At 68.8% G+C, this 23,037-nt stretch carries 24 protein-coding genes; 9 read left to right on the top strand and 15 right to left on the bottom strand.

The features are described 5' to 3' along the window. Positions 1-68: 68 nt before the first annotated feature. Positions 69-593 (top strand): gamma-glutamylcyclotransferase, encoded by a 525-nt coding sequence (locus tag ACLFRB_RS04800; RefSeq protein WP_411067866.1) that lies wholly within the window; start codon positions 69-71, stop codon positions 591-593. A gap of 48 nt (positions 594-641) precedes the next feature. Here ACLFRB_RS04800 and metE read toward each other — a convergent pair whose 3' ends face one another. Next, positions 642-2,933: a 5-methyltetrahydropteroyltriglutamate--homocysteine S-methyltransferase gene (gene metE, locus ACLFRB_RS04795; RefSeq protein ID WP_411067865.1), complete on the bottom strand. Its 2,292-nt coding sequence runs from the start codon at positions 2,931-2,933 to the stop codon at positions 642-644. 228 nt (positions 2,934-3,161) lie between these two features. Between metE and ACLFRB_RS04790 the strand changes: the two genes are divergently transcribed. Continuing rightward, a complete protein-coding gene (locus ACLFRB_RS04790) occupies positions 3,162-4,541 on the top strand; it encodes a cytochrome ubiquinol oxidase subunit I (protein WP_411067864.1) in 1,380 nt (459 codons plus the stop codon). A gap of 4 nt (positions 4,542-4,545) precedes the next feature. Next, on the top strand, positions 4,546-5,547 hold the full coding sequence (gene cydB / locus ACLFRB_RS04785; protein WP_411067874.1) for a cytochrome d ubiquinol oxidase subunit II: 1,002 nt from the start codon (positions 4,546-4,548) through the stop codon (positions 5,545-5,547). A gap of 63 nt (positions 5,548-5,610) precedes the next feature. Here cydB (ACLFRB_RS04785) and ACLFRB_RS04780 read toward each other — a convergent pair whose 3' ends face one another. The 10 genes from ACLFRB_RS04780 to ACLFRB_RS04735 all read right to left on the bottom strand — a co-directional run bounded on the left by ACLFRB_RS04780 (position 5,611) and on the right by ACLFRB_RS04735 (position 13,787). After that, the gene (locus tag ACLFRB_RS04780; RefSeq protein ID WP_411067863.1) at positions 5,611-6,894 is read right to left on the bottom strand and encodes an NAD(P)/FAD-dependent oxidoreductase; all 1,284 of its coding nucleotides are present in this window, start codon (positions 6,892-6,894) and stop codon (positions 5,611-5,613) included. A 91-nt stretch (positions 6,895-6,985) separates the two neighbouring features. Then, positions 6,986-7,309 (bottom strand): Cyd operon protein YbgE, encoded by a 324-nt coding sequence (locus ACLFRB_RS04775; RefSeq protein ID WP_411067862.1) that lies wholly within the window; start codon positions 7,307-7,309, stop codon positions 6,986-6,988. Between the two features lie 67 nt (positions 7,310-7,376). Then, entirely contained in the window at positions 7,377-7,889 is a 513-nt protein-coding gene (locus tag ACLFRB_RS04770) for a DUF3365 domain-containing protein (RefSeq protein ID WP_411067861.1), read from the bottom strand. Positions 7,890-8,152: 263 nt separating this feature from the next. Next, positions 8,153-9,436: an NAD(P)/FAD-dependent oxidoreductase gene (locus ACLFRB_RS04765; RefSeq protein WP_411067860.1), complete on the bottom strand. Its 1,284-nt coding sequence runs from the start codon at positions 9,434-9,436 to the stop codon at positions 8,153-8,155. Between the two features lie 95 nt (positions 9,437-9,531). Beyond that, a complete protein-coding gene (locus ACLFRB_RS04760; RefSeq protein ID WP_411067859.1) occupies positions 9,532-9,774 on the bottom strand; it encodes a cyd operon YbgE family protein in 243 nt (80 codons plus the stop codon). Between the two features lie 53 nt (positions 9,775-9,827). Next, positions 9,828-9,959, bottom strand: a complete 132-nt coding sequence (cydX, locus tag ACLFRB_RS04755) for a cytochrome bd-I oxidase subunit CydX (protein WP_411067858.1) — start codon at positions 9,957-9,959, stop codon at positions 9,828-9,830. Positions 9,960-10,014: 55 nt separating this feature from the next. Continuing rightward, positions 10,015-11,154 carry a cytochrome d ubiquinol oxidase subunit II gene (gene cydB, locus ACLFRB_RS04750; protein ID WP_411067873.1) on the bottom strand — a complete coding sequence of 380 codons (1,140 nt, stop codon included), beginning with the start codon at positions 11,152-11,154 and terminating at the stop codon, positions 10,015-10,017. Between the two features lie 25 nt (positions 11,155-11,179). Next, positions 11,180-12,763 carry a cytochrome ubiquinol oxidase subunit I gene (locus ACLFRB_RS04745; protein ID WP_411067857.1) on the bottom strand — a complete coding sequence of 528 codons (1,584 nt, stop codon included), beginning with the start codon at positions 12,761-12,763 and terminating at the stop codon, positions 11,180-11,182. A gap of 9 nt (positions 12,764-12,772) precedes the next feature. Beyond that, positions 12,773-13,051 carry a cytochrome oxidase putative small subunit CydP gene (cydP, locus tag ACLFRB_RS04740; protein ID WP_411067856.1) on the bottom strand — a complete coding sequence of 93 codons (279 nt, stop codon included), beginning with the start codon at positions 13,049-13,051 and terminating at the stop codon, positions 12,773-12,775. A 40-nt stretch (positions 13,052-13,091) separates the two neighbouring features. After that, positions 13,092-13,787 (bottom strand): MBL fold metallo-hydrolase, encoded by a 696-nt coding sequence (locus tag ACLFRB_RS04735; protein ID WP_411067855.1) that lies wholly within the window; start codon positions 13,785-13,787, stop codon positions 13,092-13,094. A 271-nt stretch (positions 13,788-14,058) separates the two neighbouring features. Between ACLFRB_RS04735 and ACLFRB_RS04730 the strand changes: the two genes are divergently transcribed. The 5 genes from ACLFRB_RS04730 (at position 14,059) to ACLFRB_RS04710 (ending at position 18,873) form a co-directional block, all read left to right on the top strand. Beyond that, the gene (locus tag ACLFRB_RS04730; RefSeq protein WP_411067854.1) at positions 14,059-15,384 is read left to right on the top strand and encodes a sigma-54 interaction domain-containing protein; all 1,326 of its coding nucleotides are present in this window, start codon (positions 14,059-14,061) and stop codon (positions 15,382-15,384) included. 404 nt (positions 15,385-15,788) lie between these two features. Beyond that, positions 15,789-16,703, top strand: a complete 915-nt coding sequence (locus ACLFRB_RS04725; RefSeq protein ID WP_411067853.1) for a sulfurtransferase — start codon at positions 15,789-15,791, stop codon at positions 16,701-16,703. Between the two features lie 39 nt (positions 16,704-16,742). Then, positions 16,743-16,994 carry a YfhL family 4Fe-4S dicluster ferredoxin gene (locus ACLFRB_RS04720; protein ID WP_411067852.1) on the top strand — a complete coding sequence of 84 codons (252 nt, stop codon included), beginning with the start codon at positions 16,743-16,745 and terminating at the stop codon, positions 16,992-16,994. A 207-nt stretch (positions 16,995-17,201) separates the two neighbouring features. Beyond that, positions 17,202-18,203 carry a tRNA dihydrouridine(20/20a) synthase DusA gene (gene dusA / locus ACLFRB_RS04715; RefSeq protein ID WP_411067851.1) on the top strand — a complete coding sequence of 334 codons (1,002 nt, stop codon included), beginning with the start codon at positions 17,202-17,204 and terminating at the stop codon, positions 18,201-18,203. 94 nt (positions 18,204-18,297) lie between these two features. Further along, entirely contained in the window at positions 18,298-18,873 is a 576-nt protein-coding gene (locus ACLFRB_RS04710; RefSeq protein ID WP_411067850.1) for a thioredoxin family protein, read from the top strand. Between the two features lie 92 nt (positions 18,874-18,965). Here the strand turns inward: ACLFRB_RS04710 and ACLFRB_RS04705 are convergent, their stop codons facing one another. After that, positions 18,966-19,949, bottom strand: a complete 984-nt coding sequence (locus tag ACLFRB_RS04705; RefSeq protein ID WP_411067849.1) for a YihY/virulence factor BrkB family protein — start codon at positions 19,947-19,949, stop codon at positions 18,966-18,968. 178 nt (positions 19,950-20,127) lie between these two features. Between ACLFRB_RS04705 and ACLFRB_RS04700 the strand changes: the two genes are divergently transcribed. After that, a complete protein-coding gene (locus ACLFRB_RS04700) occupies positions 20,128-20,343 on the top strand; it encodes a hypothetical protein (RefSeq protein WP_411067848.1) in 216 nt (71 codons plus the stop codon). A gap of 19 nt (positions 20,344-20,362) precedes the next feature. On the opposite strand, the gene ACLFRB_RS04695 is transcribed toward ACLFRB_RS04700, so the two are convergent. The 3 genes from ACLFRB_RS04695 to ACLFRB_RS04685 form a co-directional block, all read right to left on the bottom strand. Further along, positions 20,363-21,487 (bottom strand): homoserine O-acetyltransferase, encoded by a 1,125-nt coding sequence (locus ACLFRB_RS04695; RefSeq protein ID WP_411067847.1) that lies wholly within the window; start codon positions 21,485-21,487, stop codon positions 20,363-20,365. 109 nt (positions 21,488-21,596) lie between these two features. Further along, complete coding sequence (locus tag ACLFRB_RS04690) at positions 21,597-22,523, bottom strand: ROK family protein (protein ID WP_411067872.1); 927 nt, start codon at positions 22,521-22,523, stop codon at positions 21,597-21,599. Positions 22,524-22,534: 11 nt separating this feature from the next. Further along, entirely contained in the window at positions 22,535-23,017 is a 483-nt protein-coding gene (locus tag ACLFRB_RS04685; protein ID WP_411067846.1) for a putative molybdenum carrier protein, read from the bottom strand. Between the last annotated feature and the right edge of the window lie 20 nt (positions 23,018-23,037).

Here is a 23,037-nt window from a genome sequence, read left to right as displayed (position 1 = left end):
GACTGCGTTTCCCGGGCACAAGGCAACGGGGAGGGAGCCGCTCCCCAGCAGCAGCGAGGCGTTTCTCCATGTGGGTCTTCGGTTTCGGCAGTCTGGTCTGGAACCCGGGATTCCCGTTTGAGGAGGCGCATGTGGCCACACTCCGGGGATTCGCCCGCCGCTTCTGCGTCTACACCCACGACCACCGCGGGACCTGGGAGTACCCGGGCCTCGTCCTGGGGCTTGTCCCCGCCGAGGACGGCGTCTGCCGAGGGCTGGCCTTCCGCGTCGCCCCCGAACGGGAGGCGGAGGTCCAGGCCTACCTGGACCGGCGCGAGCTGGGGGACTCCGTGTACGAGCGGGCCTGGCTGCCCGTTTCGGTCGGCGGCCGCGCGGAGACCGCCCTGACCTACGTGGCCAACCCGGAGCACCCCCGCTGCCGGCTCGACCTCTCCGCGCCGCAGGCCGCCGCCATCGTCCGGCGGGCCAGGGGCCGGTCGGGCCCCAACACCGAGTACGTGGCAAGAACCTGGGAGGGCCTGCGGGCCATCGGCGTGCGGGAAGACCATCTGGAAGATCTGGCCGAGCACCTCGGCTTGCGGGAACGGGCGTGAGGCCGGCAGCCGGGACCCAGCGACCCCGGGGCGCCGGGCAGCCTGCGCTCAGCGCACGGGCAGGGGCTCCCGCATCCGGCGCGCGGCCTCCACCATATTCTCCAGCGCCGGGCGCACCTCCGCCCAGCCCCGGGTCTTGAGGCCGCAGTCCGGGTTCACCCACAACCGGTCCCGCGGGATCACCCGCTCGGCCTTCTCCAGCAGGCCCACCATCTCCTCGGCGGAGGGGATGCGCGGCGAGTGGATGTCGTAGACGCCGGGGCCGATCTCGTTGGGGTACGCGTACTCCCGGAACACCTCCAGCAGCTCCATATCCGAGCGGGAAGCCTCCACCGAGATGACGTCCGCGTCCAGGGCGGCGATGGCCTCGATGATGTCGTTGAACTCGGCGTAGCACATGTGGGTGTGGATCTGGGTGGCGTCGCCGACGCCACTGGTAGCGATGCGGAAGCTTTCCACCGCCCAGTCCAGGTAGTCGCCCCATTCGCCGCACCGCAGCGGCAGACCCTCGCGCAGGGCCGGCTCGTCCACCTGGATGGCCCGCAGGCCGGCGGCCTCCAGATCGGCCACCTCCTCGCGCAGGGCCAGGGCGATCTGGCGGGCCGTCTCGGCCCGGGGCTGGTCGTCCCGCACGAAGGACCACTGCAGCAGGGTCACCGGCCCGGTGAGCATCCCCTTCATGGGCTTGTCGGTGAGCGACTGGGCGTACACGGACCAGTCCACCGTCATGGGCGCCGGGCGGGCCACGTCGCCGAAGATCACCGGCGGCCGCACGCAGCGGGAACCGTAGCTCTGCACCCAGCCGTTCGTGGTGAAGGCATAGCCCTCCAGCCGCTGGCCGAAGTACTCCACCATGTCGCTGCGCTCGGGCTCGCCATGGACGAGCATGTCCAGTCCGATCTCCTCCTGGATGCGCACATCGCTGGCAATGGCGTCGCGCATGGCCTGGGTGTAGCCGTCCTCGGGCAGCCGCCCCGCCCTGAAGTCGCGCCGGGCCTGACGGATCTCCGAGGTCTGCGGGAAGGAGCCGATGGTGGTGGTGGGCAGCTCCGGCAGGTCCAGATTGGCCCGCTGGCGCGGCCGGCGCTCCGAGTAGGAGCTGCCCCGCCGGGTCATCTCCGGAGTCAATCCGGCGACCCGGTCGCGCACCTCCGGGCTGCGGGTCCGGGCCGACCGCCGCCGGGAGGCGACCGCCGCGGAGCTGGCGTCCAGGGCCTCGGCGACCGCCTCCCTCCCCTCGTTCAGGGCCCCCCTCAGGGTCGCAATCTCCTCCAGCTTTTGCGCGGCGAAGGCCAGCCAGCCCTTGAGCTCCCCGTCGAGGCCGGTTTCCTCCGCCAGGTCCACCGGAACGTGCAGGAGGGAGCAGGACGGGGCCACCCAGAGGCGCTCGTTCCCCAGGATCTGCTCCAGGGGCCGGAGCCGCTCCAGGGCCCCCTCCAGGTCGGTCCGCCAGATGTTGCGGCCGTCGATGACCCCCGCGGAGAGGATGGTGCCGGCGGGCAGGCGCCCGGCCACCGCCTCCAGCTCGGCGGCACCGCGCACGCCGTCCACGTGGAGGGCGTCCACCGGAGCGGAGGCCACCAGGTCCCGGTTGTCGCCCAGGGCGCCGAAGTACGTGGCCACCAGCACCTTCGGTCCCCGCCCGGTGAGCCGGTTGTAGGCGCGGGTATAGGCCGCGCGCCATGCCTCCGGCAGGTCCAGCACCAGGATGGGCTCGTCCACCTGCACCCACTCGACGCCCTGGCCGGCGAGGCGCTCCAGGATGCGCTCGTAGGCCGGCAGGAGGCGGTCGAGCAGGCCGAGCTTGTCGAAGTCCCCGCCCTTGATCTTGCCCAGCCACAGCCAGGTGAGCGGCCCCACCAGCACGGGCTTGGGGTTGTAGCCCTGGTCCAGGGCCTCCCGGGTCTCGCTGAACAGGCGCTCGGAGCTGATCTCGAAGGCCATGTCGGCGTGCAGCTCGGGGACCAGGTAGTGGTAGTTGGTGTCGAACCACTTGGTCATCTCGCAGGGCGTGGTCTCCACGCCGTCCGCGGACCGGCCCCGGGCCATGCGGAAGAAGGTGTCCAGGTCGACGTTGCCGTGCACCGTGCCGAAGCGCTCCGGCACGGCGCCCAACAGGCAGCTCGTCTCCAGCATGTGGTCGTACCAGGAGAAGTCGCCCACTGGCACGTAGTTCAGGCCGGCCTCCGCCTGCCGCTGCCAGTGCCGGGCGCGCAGGTCGCGGCCGGTTTGCTCCAGATCCTCCCGGCTGCTCTCGCCGGACCAGTAGGCTTCCACCGCCTTTTTCATCTCCCGGTGCGCGCCGATGCGCGGGAAGCCGAGGTTGTGCGCCTTGCCCATGGTTATCTCCCGACGGTTGCCGAATCCGCACCCTCCTACCATTTGGCCCGGAGGAGCTCCCCGACGTAAAGAACAACCCGGATTGGCAAGGCGGGGCCCCCTTGCCATGGTCGGAAGCTAGCCTATCCGACCCACGGTGGGGGCCAGCCCGACCACGGGTAGACCGTCAGCCCCGGAGGGCGGGGTCCGTACGATTCCCGCTTCGGCCACAAGCGGATGGAGAGCGGCATGCTCGACGCGCTGATGCTGTCCCGCATCCAGTTCGGGTTCGTGGTCTCCTTCCACATCCTCTTCCCGGCGCTCACCATCGGCCTGGCGTGCTGGCTGGCCTTCCTGCAGGCGGCCCATTTCTGGAAGCGGGAGCAGGTCTATCTGGACCTGTACTTCTATTGGCTCAAGATCTTCGCCCTGAGCTTCGGCATGGGGGTGGTGTCGGGCATCGTCATGAGCTTCCAGTTCGGCACCAACTGGAGCCGGCTCACCGACGCCGCGGGGAACATCCTCGGGCCCCTGCTGAGCTACGAGGTGCTCACCGCCTTCTTCCTGGAGGCCACCTTCCTGGGGGTGATGCTGTTCGGCTGGCGCCGGGTATCGCCCCGGTTGCATTTCTTCTCCACCTGCATGGTGGCCCTGGGGACCCTGATCTCGGCCTTCTGGATTCTGTCCGCCAACAGCTGGATGCACTCCCCGGCGGGCTACGCCCTGGAGGACGGCGTGTTCATGCCGGTGGACTGGTTCGAGATCGTCTTCAACCCCTCCTTCCCCTACCGCTTCGTCCACATGGTCCTGGCGGCCTTCCTCGCCACCGCCTTCTTCGTGGGCGGCGTGTCGGCGTGGTACCTGCGCCGGGACCGCCACCGGGCGGAATCTCTGCGCATGCTGAAGCTCGCCACGGCCTTCACGGCGCTGGTGGTCCCGGCGCAGATCGTGGCGGGGGACCTCCACGGCCTGTTCGTGGTGGAGCACCAGCCGGCCAAGCTGGCGGCCATGGAGGGGCACTGGGAGACCCACCGCGGCGCGCCGCTGGTGCTGGCGGCGTGGCCGGACGAAAAAGCCGAGGAGAACCACTACGAGGTGGCCGTCCCCAAGCTGGGCAGCCTGATCCTCAAGCACGATCTGGACGGGGAGGTCACGGGCCTCAAGGACTTCGCCCCGGAGGACCGACCGCCCGTGCAACCGGTGTTCTGGTCCTTCCGGATCATGGTGGCCCTGGGGGTGCTCATGCTGGTGGTGGCGTGGGGGAGCGCGTGGGCGGCGTGGCGCGGCCGACTGGAGCGCGCGACGGGGCTGCACCGCGCCTGGATCGTCATGGCCCCTTCCGGGCTCGTGGCCATCCTCATGGGCTGGTACACCACCGAGATCGGGCGGCAGCCCTGGGTGATCCAGGGCCTGCTGCGCACGGCGGATGCCCATTCGGCCGTGGGAGCCGCCAGCGTGGCCACCTCCCTCACGGTGTTCGTCCTGGTCTACTTCGTGGTGTTCGGCGCGGGGATCTGGTACATGCTTCGGCTGATCCGGAAGGGGATCCGGCGCCCGGCCCCCGAGGCCCCCCGCGGGGCCCCTGGACGGCCCATTTCCGCATCCAACGACACCGCCGAGGAGGGCTGAGGTGATCGAGCTCCTGCCCTACATCTGGTTCGGGGTCATCGGCCTGGGCGTCATCATGTATGTCCTGTTGGACGGCTTCGTGCTGGGCATCGGCGTCATCATGCCCTTCGTGGACAACGAGGACGACCGCGACCTGATGATGAACACCGCCGCCCCCATATGGGACGGCAACGAGACCTGGCTGGTGCTCGGCGGCGCCGGCCTGCTGGCGGCCTTCCCCCGGGCCTATTCCCTGGTGCTGTCGGCCCTGTACCTGCCGGTCATCCTGATGCTGATCGCCCTGATCTTTCGCGGGGTGTCCTTCGAGTTCCGCTTCAAGGCGGGGCGCTCACGGCGGCTGTGGGGCCTGTCCTTCATGGTGGGCTCCATCGTCGCCGCCTTCGCGCAGGGGGTGATCCTGGGGGCCATCGTCCGAGGCCTGCCCCTGGAGGACGGCCAGTACGTTGGCGGGCCCCTCGAGTGGTTCGCCCCCTTCACGGTGATGACGGGCTTCGCCCTGGTCTGCGGCTACGCCCTGCTGGGGGCCACCTGGGTGATCCTCAAGGCCGAGGGCGAGGTGCAGCAGCTGGCCTTTACCTTCGCCCGGCCGCTGGCCATGCTGGTCATCATCTTCCTGGCGCTGGTGAGCGTGTGGATGCCGTTCCTGCACACCCGAGTCCTGGAACGCTGGTTCACCTTCCCCGACGCCCTCTGGCTGGTGCCCCTGCCGGTGCTGGTGGTGGTCACGTCCTGGCTGCTGTGGCGGTCCGTGCAGGAGGGGCGAGAAGCGTGGCCCTTCCTCCTGTCCCTGGCCTTGTTCGGCCTGGGCTACATCGGCCTGCTCATCGGCCTGTGGCCGCGGATCGTCCCGCCGGACCTGTCCATCGAGAACGCGGCGGCCCACCCGTCGAGCCAGGGCTTCACCCTGATCGGCCTGGCCATCTTGCTGCCGGTCATTCTGGGCTACTCGGCCTGGTCCTACTGGGTGTTCCGGGGCAAGGTCACCAGAGACACGGGGTACCACTAACAGGCAAAAAAGGCCGGCCCCATTGCGGGGCCGGCCTCCGGGTGGTCCGTACGCGGGCCGGGATCAGCCGGTCTCCTTGTCCTTGAGCCGGTTAATGCCCAGTGCCTTCAGTATGTATTTCTCGTAGATGGGCTCGGTGGTGCCCTTTTTCACCTTGCGCAGGAAGTACTTCTCGAAGGCGATCTTGGCCCAGTGCACCCACTTGCCTTCCTTGAACCACGATACGTTGCGCGGCGGGATCTGCGGCATGGCCACGAACGCCGCGCCCGTGTCCCCGAGGTCCGCCAGGCAGATGGCGTTCCAGGTGCCCCGGGCGTCCGCCGTGCCGCCCTCCAGCTCCGCCTGGATGTTGTGCACGATGGCGCAGACCATGGATTCGATCATGTACCCGGTCTTGGGCGCCCCGGTGGGAACCGGCGTGGACTCCACCGGCGGGATGGCGATGCACACCCCCGCGGAGAAGATGTTGGGGTACGCCGGGCTGCGCTGGTGCTCGTCCACCTTGACGAAGCCCTTGGGATTGCACAGGTCCGGAACCTCCGCCACCGGGTCCACGCCCACGAACGACGGCAGCATCATGGAGTAGCTGAACGGCAGCTCGTGCTCCTTTTTGACCTCGCCGCTCTCGTCGTGCTCGGCCACGTGCATGGTGCCGTCTTCCACCTTGGTCACGCTGGCGTTGGTGATCCAGTTGATGTGGCGCTGGCGCATCTCGTGCTCCAGCATGCCCTTGGAGTCGCCCACCCCGCCCAGGCCCAGGTGGCCGATGTAGGGCTCGCTGGTGACGAAGGTGATGGGCACCTGGTCCCGGATCTTGCGCTTGGCCAGGTCCCGGTGGAGGATCGCCGCGAACTCGTAGGCCGGCCCGAAGCAGCTCGCCCCCTGCACCGCACCCACCACCGCCGGACCGGGGTTCTCCACGAATTCCTGGTAGGCCCGCCAGGCCTGATCGGCGTGGTCGATGGTGCACACGGACTGGGTGTGGCCGTTGGGGCCCAGGCCCTCGATGGCCTCGAAGTTGAGCTTGGGGCCGGTGGTGATCACCAAGTAGTCGTAGTCGACGGTCTCCCCGTCGGCCAGGTGCAGCCGGTTCTCCGGGGCCTCGATCCGGGTCACGGGCTGGGCGATGAAACCGATGCCGTGCTTCTCCAGGTACGGCCGCATGGGGAAGGTGATGCCCTCCCGGTCCCGCCACCCCACCGCCGCCCACGGGTTGGAGGGCACGAACTGGAAGTAGTCGGTGGCGTTGATGAGGGTGACCTCGTGCTCCTTGCCGAGCGCTTCCCGCATCTCGTAGGCCGCGGGCAGTCCGCCCGTACCCGCGCCCAGAATGACGATATGGGCCATGTTGCGTCCCCTCTTGCCGCGTGATCCGTGTGGTGGCTTAAAGTGTAGACCCTCCTTATCCCCCTTTCGTTTGATGGGCGTCAAGTAGTCCTCATCCGGACCTCCCGGGCGGGGCCCCGCTCAGAACCAGCATCCAAAGGAGCCCCCCGAGCAGCAGAATCCAGGCCGGTCCCGGGCCCAGGAGGAGCCGCGGAAGGGGCCGGGCGGGAATGAAGTCCAGGGCATGGGCGAACCCGGCCGCCAGCCCCCAGAGAATGGCCAGCCAGGGCAGGACCACGCCCACCCCGCCGCGCGCCATCCACAGCCAGGGGGCGGCCAGCCCCACCCCGACCACCGCCACCACCAGGAGGCCGGAGATCAGGCGGGGCAGCCACCCGTAGTAAAAGCTCGGGGATTCCGGTCTCCGGCCGGGCATGGGGCCCTCCTTGCGGCGGTCCGGGTCAGGCCCGGACGAACCGCGAACCTCAGGTGGTCACCGGGCTTCACTCCTCCACCGGCTGCTTGATGCTGAAGGCCCCCCGCAGGTCCCCGGGCTGGAAACCGGTAGCCCGGTCGTGGGGATAGCGCTCCTCCAGGCTCTCGCGCACCGTCGGGTCCAGCTGGTCCTCGGGGCCGTGGCAGGCGACGCACATCTCTTGGGTGGGGATGGCCTGCATGTAGCGGTAGAACTTGCCCTCCGGCTCGTCCACCACCTCCCCGTAGCCCATCCCTTTCAGGGACTCGCCCTCCGCGGCCCGGCTCTCAAGCTCGTTCAGGACCTCCTGCTCCCAGGGGTCCGGCATCCCCAGGAGGGGATTGCGGAAATCGTTGGAGACGCGGGTCACCTGCCAGCCGCGCTCGCGGGACAGGCGGGCGGTGATCCGGGGTGCCTTCTGGGTGCACACCTTGACGGCCTCGGTAGGACCGCCTTCCTCCATGGCCGCCTGGAGCTCGCCCCCGAGCTCCTTCATGAGGGCGTTCGCAGCCTCCTTGGCGGCCTTCTCGCGCTCGGGCATCTCCTCCGCCCCTGTGGGTAAGGCCATCATCAAGCCGGCAACAAGGGTCCCGCCTCCGATCATCCGCTTCACCGCTGCCTCCTTCTGGAACGCTTGGTCCCACGTTTTCCGAGTCATTCCATTGGCTCCGCCTGCAGGAACCCCCCCGGAAGGTCTCTGCCCTTCAAGGGAGAATCCGTTATCGAGGCCGTGCCGGTCAAACCGCGACAATTGGGATCGTGGGCCCGGCGGCCGCGTCCCGCCGGACCCATGGCCATCCGGCCTCAAAGCCCGTCGTCATGCCGCAGACGGTTAATGCCCAGTGCCTTCAGTATGTATTTCTCGTAGATGGGCTCGGTGGTGCCCTTTTTCACCTTGCGCAGGAAGTACTTCTCGAAGGCGATCTTGGCCCAGTGCACCCACTTGCCTTCCTTGAACCACGATACGTTGCGCGGCGGGATCTGCGGCATGGCCACGAACGCCGCGCCCGTGTCCCCGAGGTCCGCCAGGCAGATGGCGTTCCAGGTGCCCCGGGCGTCCGCCGTGCCGCCCTCCAGCTCCGCCTGGATGTTGTGCACGATGGCGCAGACCATGGATTCGATCATGTACCCGGTCTTGGGCGCCCCGGTGGGAACCGGCGTGGACTCCACCGGCGGGATGGCGATGCACACCCCCGCGGAGAAGATGTTGGGGTACGCCGGGCTGCGCTGGTGCTCGTCCACCTTGACGAAGCCCTTGGGATTGCACAGGTCCGGAACCTCCGCCACCGGGTCCACGCCCACGAACGACGGCAGCATCATGGAGTAGCTGAACGGCAGCTCGTGCTCCTTTTTGACCTCGCCGCTCTCGTCGTGCTCGGCCACGTGCATGGTGCCGTCTTCCACCTTGGTCACGCTGGCGTTGGTGATCCAGTTGATGTGGCGCTGGCGCATCTCGTGCTCCAGCATGCCCTTGGAGTCGCCCACCCCGCCCAGGCCCAGGTGGCCGATGTAGGGCTCGCTGGTGACGAAGGTGATGGGCACCTGGTCCCGGATCTTGCGCTTGGCCAGGTCCCGGTGGAGGATCGCCGCGAACTCGTAGGCCGGCCCGAAGCAGCTCGCCCCCTGCACCGCACCCACCACCGCCGGACCGGGGTTCTCCACGAATTCCTGGTAGGCCCGCCAGGCCTGATCGGCGTGGTCGATGGTGCACACGGACTGGGTGTGGCCGTTGGGGCCCAGGCCCTCGATGGCCTCGAAGTTGAGCTTGGGGCCGGTGGTGATCACCAAGTAGTCGTAGTCGACGGTCTCCCCGTCGGCCAGGTGCAGCCGGTTCTCCGGGGCCTCGATCCGGGTCACGGGCTGGGCGATGAAACCGATGCCGTGCTTCTCCAGGTACGGCCGCATGGGGAAGGTGATGCCCTCCCGGTCCCGCCACCCCACCGCCGCCCACGGGTTGGAGGGCACGAACTGGAAGTAGTCGGTGGCGTTGATGAGGGTGACCTCGTGCTCCTTGCCGAGCGCTTCCCGCATCTCGTAGGCCGCGGGCAGTCCGCCCGTACCCGCGCCCAGAATCGCGACATGTGCCATGGATGTACCTCAGGTTTGAAGGGACCCGGCAAGGCGCCCCCCACGCCCTGCCACGGGTCCGGTTGCTGAAAGACCATTAAAAACGGCTCCGTCGGCTACCCCCTTGCCAGGAACCACCAGCCGCCCCCCACCAGCAGCCCCCAGGCGGCCAACGGCCCCAGAAGCACCCGCAGGATGCGGTTGCGCGGAATGAAGCCCACACCGTGGGTATAGCCCGCGGCGAGCCCCCACATGAGGGCCAGCAGGGCCCGATGGTCCACGTCCCCCTCCGGCCCGGCGAAATCCGTGGGCACCGCCAGGACCCAGAAGGTCACGGCAAGGGCCAGGAAAAAGGACAAGAGCCGGGGCACCAGTCCGTAAAAGAGCGGGGAAGGCGTCCCCTCCCCGCCCGTCAACGGTGCGCTCCCCCGCCGGAATCCTCATCCTCCGTCCCCAGGCACTGGGAGGACTCCAGCCACAGGACATTGATCACCCCCAGGGCCAGGGCCAGCATGACCCCGAGAATCCAAGCGAAATACCACATGTTCGTGCTCCTCTAAGCGCTACGCCGTCCGGCCCCGCAGGGCCGGCGCGGGCGGTCAGTACATGGCGTGGCTGTTCTCCTCCACCTGCTCCTCCGTGACCCGGCCGCGCATGGCGCGGAAGGCCCAGAAGGTGTAGAGGAGGATGATCGGCATGAAGATCAACGTGGCAATGAGCATGACGCTCAGGGTGCGATGGCTGGAGGTGGCGTCCCAGATGGTCAGGCTGCTCACCGGGTCGATGCTCGACGGCATGATGAACGGGAACAGGCTGACTCCCGCGGTGAGTAGCACCCCCAGAACGGCCAGGGTGCTGGCCCCAAAGGCCGCGATCCCGCGTCCGGCGCCGGAGAACAGCAGCACCCCCACCGCGCCGAGGAACCCCGCCAAAGGCGCCAGCATGGTCAGGGGCGCGCGCTCGTAGTTGTCCAGCCAGGCACCCTCCACGCTCGCCACGCTCTTCTGCAGCGGCTGGATGGTGTCGGTCACCTCGGGCATCTGCAGGATCCGGAAGCCCTCCATGCCCGCGGCCAGCCAGGCGCCGGCGGCGCCGAAGGCCACCAGCATGACCCCCGCCATGAGGCGGGAGGCGCCGACGGCGCGCCGGCGCAGCGCCCCCTCCGTGCGCATCTGCAGGTAGGTACCGCCGTGCATGGCCAGCAGGCTGAGGCTGGTGATCCCCGCCAGCAGGGCGAAAGGGTGCAGGAGCTCGAAGAACCCGCCCTCGTAGAAGGGCCGCAGATCCTCGTCCAGGTAGAAGGGCAGGCCCAGGAACAGATTGCCCATGGCCACCCCGAACAGCAGCGCCGGCAGGGCGCTGCCCACGAACAACAGCCAGTCCCAGCTGCTGCGCCAGCGCGTGTCGTCCACCTTGGAGCGGTACTCGAAGGCCCCCGGCCGCAGGATCAGGGCGAACAGCACCAGCAGCAGCGGGATGTAGAGGCCGGAGAAGGCGGCGGCGTACACCATGGGCCAGGCGGCGAACAGCGCGCCGCCGGCCAGGATGAACCACACCTGGTTGCCGTCCCAGTGGGGGCCGAGGACGTTGGTGACGACCCGCCGCTCGGTGTCCGTCTTGCCGAGGAAAGGCATCAGGGTCCCCGCGCCCATGTCGAAACCGTCGGTGAGGGCGAAGCCGATGAGCAGGACGGCCACCAAGCCCCACCAGATCAGCTGGATGGTCGTGTAGTCGAACAGCATGGCGTGCGGCTCCTCGCTTCGCTCAGCTCTGGGGAATGGTGGTTGCTGCGCCCGTACCGCCACCCTCGAAGTGGTAGCGGCCTGTGTGCAGGGAGGAAGGCCCCTGGCGGATGTACTTGAGCATGAGCCAGACCTCCACCACGGCCAGGGCGGTGTAGAACAGGATGAACCCGCCCAGGCTGAAGAGCAGATCGCCCACGGTGTGGGTGGAGGTGGCCAGCCCCGTGGGCAAGATGCCGCCGATGGCCCAGGGCTGGCGGCCCATCTCCGCGGTGATCCAGCCCAGCTCGGCGGCGATCCAGGGAAGCGGAATGGCCCACAGCGCCATCTTCAGGAGCCATCGCTTCTGATCGGCCTGGCGCTTGGCGCAGTAGTACACCGCCGCGCCGAAGATAAAGAGCATGGTGAAGCCCGCTGCGACCATGAGGCGGAAGCTCCAGAACACCACCGGGACATTGGGCACCGTGTCCTGCGCGGCCTTCTCGATTTGCGCCGGCGTGGCGTCGGTGACCTCCTCGGTGTAGCGCTTCAGCAACAGGGCGTAGCCCAGATCCTCCTTGACCGTGTTGAAGGTGGCCCGCTCCTCCTCGGTGGCCTCCCCGGAGCGGAGCTTCGGCAGCAGGCGATAGGCCAGCATGCCGTCCACGATGCGCTCGCGGTTGGTGTCCACCAGATCGGTGATGCCGGTCACTTCCTCGCTGAGCGAGCGCGTGGCGATGATGCCCATGACCCAGGGGATCTCCAAGGCGTAGTCGGTGGTCTGCTCCTCCATGTCGGGGAGGCCGAACAGCTTGAAGCTCGCCGGCGGCTCGTGGGTCTCCCACTCCGACTCGATGGCCGCCAGCTTCATCTGCTGCACCTCGCCGAGCTCGTAGCCACTCTCGTCGCCCAGGGTGATCACCGACAGCACGGAGGCCAGGCCGAAGCCGGCGGCCACGGCGAAGGAGCGCCGGGCGAAGGCGAGGTCGCGGCCCTTGAGCAGGTACCAAGCGGAGACCCCGAGGACGAACATGGCGCCGGTGGTATAGCCCGCCGCCGCGGTGTGCACGAACTTGACCTGCGCCACCGGGTTGAACAGCACTTCGCTGAAGCTGCTCATCTCCATGCGCATGGTCTCGGGGTTGAACTCCGCGCCGATGGGGTACTGCATCCAGGCATTGGCGATGAGGATCCACAGCGCGGAGAGGCTGGAGCCCAGAGCCACCAGGAAGGTGACCACCAGGTGCTGCACCTTGGAGAGCCGGTCCCAGCCGAAGAAGAACAGGCCGATGAAGGTGGACTCCAGGAAGAAGGCCATGAGCCCTTCGATGGCCAGCGGTGCCCCGAAGATGTCGCCCACGTAGTGGGAGTAGTAGGACCAGTTCGTGCCGAACTGGAACTCCAGGGTCAGGCCGGTGGCCACGCCCATTGCGAAGTTGATGCCGAACAGCTTGCCCCAGAAGCGGGTCATGTCCTTGTAGATCTGCTTGCCGGTCATCACGTAGACGGTCTCCATGATGACCAGCAGGAAGGACAGGCCCAGGGTCAGGGGCACGAACAGGAAGTGATAGAGCGCCGTCAGCGCGAACTGCAGACGCGATAAGTCAACAACGGCTTCGCTAACCATGTTGCGCCTCTACTTACGGTCTGCGTCGGTTTGGGTGGGAGCTGCCCCGCTTGGCAGGAACCGATCGGCCACGTCGGCCGGACTTCCTCCCTGCTCGGGTCCGCTAAAGAAGGCGAGCCAGAGAGCCCCCAGGACGCCCACCTTCACCAGCAGGACCACGGCGAGCTCCTTGAGCAGAGGGTCTTGCGAGTCCTTCGCCGAAAGCCTCCTCGTCGCCGGGCAACGACCGCTCGATCCACCACCGGAACGGACCCGGACGGGCAGACGGCAGGATTGGGGGCTGAACATGGGGCTGCTCCTCTGATTTCCATGGAGCCCACAGGGCCCTTCAGGGTGTGAGGTTGCGTGTGGCGCACCGCTGATTGATGACCCGCAGCTCGGGGTCCGCTGGGGTCATCCGCCCCTCTCGGCAGCGGGCGGCAATCATCTCGCTGCACGCCTCCTTGGCCAGCAGATCGGGGTTGGTATCCCACTCCTGAGCGAGGGTGCTGACCCGGCGGCCGTCCCATGCCCACCCCGGGAACACCAAGATTTCCCCGGGCAGATGGAACAGGCGCTCCCGGATCCCCGCACAGAGGGAGGCGGGATCCCCGCTCTCCTGGGAGGGGCAGCCGAGCCGTCCCGCCAGGAGAGCCTCGCCGGTAAAGAGCCGGTCCCGCCAATGCAGGGCCACCGCGCAGGGCGAGATTCCCGAGACGTGTAGGATCTCCGCCGTCTCCTCGCCGAAGTGCAGGAGATCGCCGTGGTGCAGGCGCAGATCGGCGCAACCGAGGCCGGCCGCGCCGTGCACCGCGATGCGCGCGCCGGACTCTTCACGGAGCACCGGCGAGGCGCTGAGCCGCCCATCGTGCAGGCGGGTTTCCACCAGATAGCGCAGCCGCAGGCCGAAGTACCGCAGAAGCTCGAGGTACTCGCGGGACTGCTCGTAGACGGGGTCCACCAGCACTCCCTCGCCGGCTACGGGATCACCGAGGAGGTAGCTCAGGGCACCCGTTCCGGGGTCCATCAGCTGCCGGAAGATCATGGGACCACCCATCTCCTGCCGTTGGTTGGGCCCTACGCGGGGTAGCGGTTGGCTTCGCCGGGGCTATTTGGCAAGAGCCGTGCCATGGCGGGACAGGCGCCCTCCACCCCGGACCGAATCATTCTTTTTCAGTTAATTACGTCGATAGCCGCGTGAGACCCGTGGGCAGGGAGCGGCGGAGGAAGGGGCCGCCACGGGGGCGCCTATGTCATCGATGACAAAAAAGCGGTAGACTCCTTGCCAAAATTGGCACCCGTACCGGATCGACAACATGAACGCGCTGCCCCAGAAGGCCCTCCCCGAGGTCACCAGTCTGATCAATGCCTACCGGGATCCGGCCATCCTTCTCGACCGGCACTACCGCATCGTCACCGCGAACCGCGCCTACCGGGATGCCTACGGCGAGGGCGCGCCCCTGGGCCAGCGGCACTGCTACGAGGTCTCCCACGGCTTCTCCGTGCCCTGCGACGAGGCCGGGGAGGACTGCCCCCTGAAATCCAGCCTGGAGACCGGAGGCCCGCGGCGGGTGCTCCACATCCACCACACTCCGTCCGGAGAGGAGCACGTGGACGTGGAGACCCACCCCATCCGCAACGAGGCGAGGGAGATCGTCTACTTCCTGGAAGTCCTGCGCCACGCCCGGGCCGCCTCCCCCCGGGCGGGAGGGGAGGGCCTGGTGGGGCGCTCGTCCGCCTTCAACCACATGGTGGAGCTGGTGGAGCGCGTCGCCCCCACGGAGACGGCGGTGCTGCTCCTGGGCGAGTCGGGAACGGGCAAGGAGCTGGTGGCCAAGGCGGTGCACAAGGATAGCGGGCGGGCGGACGGGCCCTTCGTGCCCGTGGAGTGCTCGGGCCTGACGGAAGGCCTGTTCGAGTCCGAGCTGTTCGGCCACGAGAAGGGCGCCTTCACCGGCGCCCATTACCGCAAGACGGGGCTGGTGGAAGCGGCCAGCGGGGGAACCCTGTTCCTGGACGAGGTGGGCGACATCCCCCTTAGCCTCCAGGTGAAGCTGCTGCGCCTGCTGGAGACGGGCACGTTCCGCCCGGTGGGGAGCGTGGAAACCAAGAAGGCGGACTTCCGGCTGGTGTGCGCCACCCACCGCCGGCTGGACGAGATGGTACGGGACGAGGCCTTCCGGGAGGACCTCTACTACCGCATCAGCCCCTTCCCCATTCACCTGCCCGCCCTGCGCGAGCGCCCTGAGGACGTCGTCCTGCTGGCGGATACGCTGCTGCAGCGCTTGGACCGGAGCCCGGGATACATCCTCACCGAGGAGGCCAAGGACTGCCTACGCGGCTACGATTTCCCCGGCAACGTCCGGGAGCTGCGCAACCTCCTGGAGCGGGCCACCATCCTCGCGGACGGCGACACCCTGCTTCCCGAGCACTTTCCGGGTGTCTGCGGAGGCGAGCGCCCCCCGGGCCGGAGCGGGCCCCTGCCGGAGGAGATCATCCCCCTGCGTGACATGGAGCACCGCTACCTGCGGTGGGCGGCGGCCCAGGCCGGGGAAGACCGCGCCGCCCTGGCCGAGCGCCTGGGCGTGAGCGAGCGCACCCTCTACCGCAAGCTCCGCGAGGCCCGCACCGGAGGCGAATGAAGGGCCCGGAAGCTTTGGCTCCGCACGCCACTTATGGCAGAAGTTCCAGGGTTGGGCGCCAGAATTGGCGCTTACCCCTCTGGTGACCGCCCAAGCCCCCGCCCCACCTACTGAAAATTTCTTATTTTTAACAGCTACTTAATCCCACCCCGGAGGCGATGCCCGAATTGGCACGCCCCTTGCCTTCAACCCCCTTGCAGCCGGGTGCAGGAATCTCGCGCCGAGTCCTGATCCCTCTTCCGCAGGCCCAAGCAATGGGGGAACCCCCCAGGGAGTAGCTCCATGTGCGTGCCCATAGCCGTTCCCGGCCTCCGGAGGGTTCTGCGTGCTGCTGGCGCCCTCTTCCTGCTCGCGAGCATCGGCGCCATGGTGGGGTTTGGGCTTTGATGCGAGGAGAGACAGCCATGCTACGCACGCTGATTCCGGCGGCCGGGCTTCTGATGGCCGCCAACCTACAGGCAGCGGACGTGCCCGGCCCCCTGGTGGACCCCGATTGGGTGGCCGAGCATCGGGATGAGGTGGCGGTCATCGACGTGCGCGGCGACGACGCCGCCTTCACGAAGGGCCACATCGAGGGCGCGGCCCTCGCCCGCTGGGGTGCCATTCGCACGGAAGGGGAAGAGGATGGCGTCGCCCTGCGCAAGATGCTGCCCGATGCCGACACCTTCACCGAGCTAATGCGGGACTGGGGCGTGGACAAAGGGGAAGCCGTGGTAATCACCGCCCCCGGCACCAGCCCCGGCCATGTAGCCCACAGCGCCCGCCTCTACTGGCAGGTGAAGTACTACGGCCACAACAATGTCGCCGTACTCGATGGCGGCAACGCCGCCTGGAAGGAAGCCGGGCACGACCTTCAGCGCGGGGAAACCGATCCGGAACCGGGCGACTTCCGGGTCCGCGAAGAACGGCGGGAGATCCTGGCCACCACCGCGGACGTGGCGCGCGCCGTGGAGGAGGACAACGCTCAGCTGGTGGACAACCGTTCCCTGCCCTACTACCTGGGCCTGGAGCAGAAGTCCTACGTCCAGGCCCCGGGGCACATCCCCGGCGCCAAGCTCCTGCCCTTCATGTACCTGGCCCACGGCGAGGAAGCGCTGACCATGCGCCCGGCGGAGGAGCTGCGGGACTTTGCCGAGGCCATGGGCATCGACCCGGACCGTCCGGCGATCACCTACTGCAACAGCGGCAACGTCTGCACCGTGGGCTGGTTCGTCTTCCAGGAGATCCTGGGCAATCCCGACGTCCGCGCCTACGACGGCTCCATGCACGCCTGGACCAAGGATCCGGAGCATCCCACCACCACCATGCGCATGGAGTGACCGCGCGCAACCACCCACACACCCAGAAGGAGGATGGGCATGGCCCTGCTGATCACGGAGGACTGCATCAACTGCTCGGTCTGCGAGCCCGAGTGCCCCAACGAGGCCATCTTCTTCGACGAGGACCTGGAGCTGTACCAGGTGGACCCGGAAAGCTGCACCGAGTGCGTGGGCCATCACGACGATCCGCAGTGCATCGAGGTGTGCCCGGTGGACTGCATCGAGCCCGACCCGGACAACCAGGAGAGCCGGGCCGACCTGGAGGCCAAGTTCGAGCGCCTGCAGGCCTGACCCTTTCCCGTTGCGTTAGCCGGCCTCCCGCGCCCTTCCCTCCCCTCCCCCCCTGCTGGGAGGTCGGCTCCTTGGCTTGTAGGCTTCTCCCACCCCGGCTATCCTGCCCGGACCCTGAACGAGTCGGGACCCCCGTATGGGGCGAACGCCCGATGCGGCCGGCAAGCCCGAACCGCGCCCTGTCACCCCGAGAACCGCCGCTGCGCCATGCCCGACCCCACCCTCTCTGTGGCCCCCATGATGGACCGCACCGACCGCCACCACCGCTATTTCATGCGGCTGGTGGCGCCACGGACCCTGCTGTACACGGAGATGGTCACCACCGGGGCGCTGCTGCATGGCGACGTGGCGCGGCATCTTGCCTACAACCCCGAGGAGCATCCGGTGGCCCTGCAGCTAGGCGGCTCCGAGCCGGCCGAGCTGGCCCGATGCGCGCGCCTGGCGGAGGAATGGGGCTACGACGAGGTGAATCTCAACGTGGGGTGCCCCAGCGACCGGGTGCAGAACGGCCGCTTCGGCGCCTGCCTCATGGCGGAGCCCGGCCTGGTGGCCGAATGCGTGGCCGCCATGCGCGAGGCCGTCGCCCTGCCCGTGACCGTCAAGCACCGCATCGGCATCGACCACCAGGACGACTACGCCCATCTGCATGCTTTCGTGGACCGGGTAGCGGCGGCCGGCTGCGGAACCTTCATAGTCCACGCTCGCAAGGCCTGGCTGCAGGGTCTTTCTCCCAAGGAGAACCGGGAGAAGCCGCCCCTGCGCCACGAGGTGGTGCACCGCCTCAAGCGGGACTTCCCGGAGCTGACGGTCATCACCAACGGCGGGCTGCGCAGCGCCGAGGACATGGCGGAGCAGCTGCCCCACGTAGACGGCGTCATGATCGGCCGCGCCGCCTACGAGCGGCCCTGGATCATGGCCGAGGCGGAACGGCGCTTTTTGGGCGAGCATCCCGCCCTCCTGAGCCGCCGCGACGTGGTGGAGCGCTACATGGCTTACATGGAGCAGGAGCTGGAGCGGGGCGTGCGGCTGCAGGCCATGGCCCGCCACATCCTCGGGCTGTTCCAGGGAATGCCGGGGGCCCGCGGCTGGCGACGCCACATCTCGGAGAATGCCCCCCGCCGGGAAGCCGGGGTGGAGGTGATCCGGGAGGCCCTGGCGAAGGTTTCCTCCGATGCCCCGAAGATGGCCGCCGTCGAGGTAGACGGTTGACGTGGATTGCTTGGTGGCCTATAACCGAATCATCGTTCGGTTCCCATGTTTCGGAGACGGCCTGCCCGTCCCCTCAGCCCCGGAGGAGACAGCAATGAAACGCACGCGCCCATGGAAGCGGATCCTATCCATGGGGCTCGGCGCGCTCCTGGCGCTGGCGGCAGCGCCGGTCCAGGCCGAACGCGCCGACCCGGAATCCTTCTACGACATTCCCGCCTTCGGCGACTTCCAGCGCAACCTCCAAGACGCCGTGGATGAGGGCAAGAAGGGCATGCTGCTCTACTTCCACCAGGACGAATGCCCCTTCTGCCAGAAGATGGAGGAGGAGGTCTTCACCCAGCCCATCGTCCACGATTTCTTCCACAAGTACTTCGACGTCTACAAGGTGAACATCAAGGGCGACGCCGAGTTCGTGGACGTGGACGGCGATTCCCTCTCCCAGGGAGACTTCGCCGTGCAGAACCGGGCCCGCGCCACCCCGACCCTGATCGTCTACGACGAGGACGGCGAGGAAGCGGTACGCCTCATCTCCAACCCCAGTACCGACGAATTCCTGGCCCTGGGCAAATTCGTGGTGGACGGCGCCTACGAGGAAGGCGAGGACTTCTTCAACTACAAGCGGGAAGCCACCGACGGCATCAAGCAGGAGATCCGCGAGGAGCACCTGTAGGGCCTTTGTAGGCTTCCGCCCGACCTTGTCCGGGAGCGGCGGCTCCCGGACAAGTGCGTTCGAGGCCCCCCCGCACAGCCCGGTAGCCCCCTTCACTCGGCCCGAAGGCCCCCGCTCCCCTCCGTGTCGGCCGAGCCGGCCACCGTGTCCGCCATCACCGCTTCCCGCCGGCCCATGGGCCGATCCGCTCCGACCGTGGTATCCCGCTCCGTGTGGTGCTCCAGCTCGCTGTTTACCTTTGCCCCGAGAAGGATGACGTAGGCCGAGAGGAAGAACCACATGAGCAGGATGGCGATGGCCGCCATGGAACCGTAGGTCTCGTTGTAGGCACCGAAATTGGCCACGTACCAGGAGAACAGGCCGGAGGCGATCAGCCACAGCCCGGTGGCGAGCACCGCCCCGTGGGTGAGCCAGCGCCAGCGGGCGGGCCGGCGGCTGGGGGCGTAGCGGTAGAGCGCCGACAGCCCCAGCGCCATCAGGACGGCCAGCACCGGCCAGCGCACCCAGGCGATGAGGGGGCGCAGGAGGTCGGGCAGGGGGAAGGCGGCCAGAACCGCCGGGGCCACCACCACCATGGCCAGGGCCAGGATCACGGCCACCACCGCGCCGAAGGTGAGGCCGAGGGCCAGCGCGTTCAGGCGCAGGAAGCCCCGCTTCTCCTCCTCCCCGTTGACGATGTTCAGGCCCACCATCAGGGCCTTGGTCCCTTTGGTGGCGCTCCAGAGGGCGATGAGGATGCCGACCGCCACGCCCACCCCCAGGCGGGCGTCGGTGTTCTCCGCCAGCTTCCGAAGCTGGCCGGACAGGATCCCGGTCACCGCCTCCGGGAGGACGTCCTGGACCTGGCGGACCATGCGCTCCACGTCCCCGGGATCGGCGATCAGCCCGTAGAGCGAGACCACGGCGGCCAGGGCGGGGAACAGGGCGAAGAAGGCATAGAAGCCCACTCCCGCAGCCACCACGCCCAGGTTGTCCTGGCTGATCCCCCGCCACACGCGCAGGGCCACCGCCTTCCAGTCGGCCACTCCCAGCTCGCCCGGCCGGACGGCCTGCCTTCCCCGGCTCTCCCGGCTCATGGCACGTCCTCCGCCTTGCGCCCGCCCGCCGTACCTCGGAGAAGTCTACGGGCAGGCTTCCCGGGCCGCCCATTGCGGCGAATCCGAATGGATGCTAGCGAGGTAAGAGAGGATGGTGAAAAGAGCAGGGGGCGACCGGAAGGGCGCCGCGCGGTGGATCCCCAAGGAGGCGAGTCCGATGAGCGATAACCAGGAACGGCCCGAGCGGGAGGCCCGGCTGGAGGCGGAGGTGGACGCCGCCCGCGGCGTGGTGTGGAACCAACCGCAGCACACCACCAAACAGGGCGGATCAGCAGCCTGTCGGGAGACCGGCGCCCAGCGCGGGTACTGGCCGTGGACGTGGTTCCGCTCCCCGTGGCGGTCCCAGCAGGTGACGGGGCGGAGGGCCGGCTAGCCCTCCTCCGGGCGGCGGGTCACGCCCCAGGGGTGTTTCCGCCGCTGGAGAAGAACTCCCCCACCACGGGGATGAACCGGGCCTTGTCCACCAGGAAGGCGTCGTGGCCCTGTACGGAGGACAACGGCATGTAGTGGGTGGACAGGCCGGCCTCCTTCAGCCCGTCGGCGACGGCCCGTTGCTGCCAGACCGGGAACAGGAAATCGGTCTCCACGCCGAGCACCAGTGCCCGCCGGGCCCGGACCCGCTTGAGGGCCGTATCCGGATCCCAGTCCTCGGCGTGCTCCCCCAGATCGAACAGGTCCATGGCCCGCGACAGGTACAGATAGCAGTTGGCGTCGCACACCCTCACGAACTTGCGGGCGTTGGCCTCCAGGTAGGACTCCACCTGGAACTCGATGTCGAAGGGCTGGCTGCCCGGCTCGTCCAGCCATTCCACCCGTTCCCGCCCGAAGCGCTGCAGCCATTCCTCCGGCGAGCGATAGGACATGAGGCCCAGCTTGCGCGCCAGCCGCATGCCCTCCTGCGGCTGCTGCCCCTCCGGATAGAACCCGCCCCGCCAGGCCGGATCGCTCTTGATGCAGTCCCGCTGCAGGGAGCGGATGGCGATGGCGAAGGGGGTGGCCCGGGTGGCCGCCGAGATCACCACCAGCTCGTCCACGTCGTCGGGATACGTCACGGCGAAGGCCAGGGCCGACATGCCGCCGAGCGACGCGCCCACCACCGCGTGCAGCCGCTCGATGCCCAGCTTGTGCAGAGCCTGGCGCTGGGAGCGGACGATGTCCTCCACGGACAGCTCCGGGAAGTCCAGACGGTAGGGCCGCCCGGTCTCCGGGTTGGTGGAGGCCGGCCCCGTGGAGCCGAAGCAGGAGCCCAGGTTGTTGATGCAGATGACGAAGTAGCGGCTGGTGTCGAGGGCTCGGCCGGGGCCGATCATGAACTCCCACCAGCCGCGGGAAGGGTCCTCCATGGAGGAGGCGGCGTGGGCGCTAGGAGAGAGCCCGGTGAAGATGAGGATGGCGTTGTCCCGCTCGGGGGAGAGCTCCCCCCAGGTCTCGTAGGCCAGCGTGACCTCGGGCAAGGCCCCACCGCGAACCATCTCGAAGGGGCCGTCCAGGTGCAGGTATTTGGTGGCGCCGGACATGGGGCCTGGGGCTTCCTTAGCGGTGTCTGAAACGGGCGGCCGGTGGCGCGGGCCGAGAAGCCGACCATTTTGGCAGATTTTTCCGGCGGGCAGTATGCGGGGCGGGCCCTCAGGCGCCTCCCACGGCCAGCGCGGCCTCCCGGGGGCCCCAGAGCCAGGCCGCCCCGCGCACCCCGCTGGAGTCCCCGTGGCGGGGCGGCAGCAGCCGGGTATCCACCCGGTCGGAGAAGACGAAGCGGTCCCACAGGGCCGGAACGCGCTCGTAGAGACGGCCGATGTTGCCCATGCCACCGCCGAGGATGACAACGTCCGGATCGAGGATGTTGATCACATGGGCCAGGGCGCGGGCCATGCGGTGCTCGTAGCGGCGCAGGGAGGCCACACAGTCGGGGTCGCCCCCCTCGGCAGCGGCGACGATGGCCGGGGCCTCGCGGGCCTCCCCGGTCTGGCGCTGGTGGTCCGCGGCCAGCCCCGGCCCCGACAGGAAGGTCTCGATGCAGCCATTCAGCCCGCAGTAGCAGGGGGGCCCGGGGACCTCGTGCGGGGCTGGCCAGGGCAGGGGGTTGTGCCCCCACTCCCCGGCGATGGCGTTGGGGCCGGTCAGCACCTCCCGGTCCACCACCACGCCGGCGCCGGTCCCCGTGCCGGCGATCACCCCGAACACCACCCGCGCACCCTCGCCGGCCCCGTCCGCGGCCTCGGACAGGGCGAAGCAGTTGGCGTCGTTGGCGATGCGCACGGGGCGCGCCAAGCGCGCCTCCAGGTCGCGGTGGAGGGCCTGGCCGTTGAGCCAGGTGGAGTTGGCGTTCTTGATGGTGCCGGTGGCCCGCGACAAAGCCCCGGGCGTGCCCACGCCCACCGTGGCCCGGGTGCCCAGCTGCGCCTCCGCCCAGCCCACCAGGCCGGCGATGGTCTCCAGGGTGGCGCCATAGTCCTCGCGGGGGCTGCCCACCCGCCGCCGCAGGCGTTCCCGGCCCTCCCCGTCGAGGGCGATGACCTCGGTCTTGGTGCCGCCCAGGTCCACCCCGAGCCGGATGGCCGTCACGCTCAAGCCTCCTTCGCGTCTTCGAAAAGCGCCCTGAGAAAGGCCCGGGCCGCCGCGTAGATCCGGCCCTCGGCGTCGTCCCGCGGCCCCGCCACGTTCAGAGTCGCCACCTCCTGTTCCCGAAGCCACGTGCGCACGGGGCCGGGATCGGGATCCCCGTCCAGGGGCACCACCCGGTGGGGCCGGCCGTATTCCCGGATAAAGCCCACGGTCAGGGCCGTTCCCCCCGCCAGGCGCCCCCAGCCGAGCACCAGGGTGGCGTCGGCGTCCCGGACGTTCCAGCGGGTGCGCTGCCGGTAGTCCCGGGAAGGGGTCTCGGTCAGCGGATAGCGGGGCTCGAGGGGACCGTCCTCGGCGCGGCGCCCCTTGGGACACCAGCCGCCCACGGCCAGCCCCGCCGCCAGGGCGGCGTCCAGGGCGGCGCGGTCCACCCCCGTCTGGCCGCCGGAGATCACCGTGCACAAGGGAAGATCGGTACTGGGCATGGCCCTAGCGTGAACCCTTT

Source organism: Thiohalorhabdus sp., from assembly GCF_046545655.1.
Lineage (GTDB): Bacteria > Pseudomonadota > Gammaproteobacteria > Thiohalorhabdales > Thiohalorhabdaceae > Thiohalorhabdus.
The sequence above is the reverse complement of the archived record's forward strand: the minus strand, read 5'-3'. Positions and strand labels throughout refer to the sequence as shown.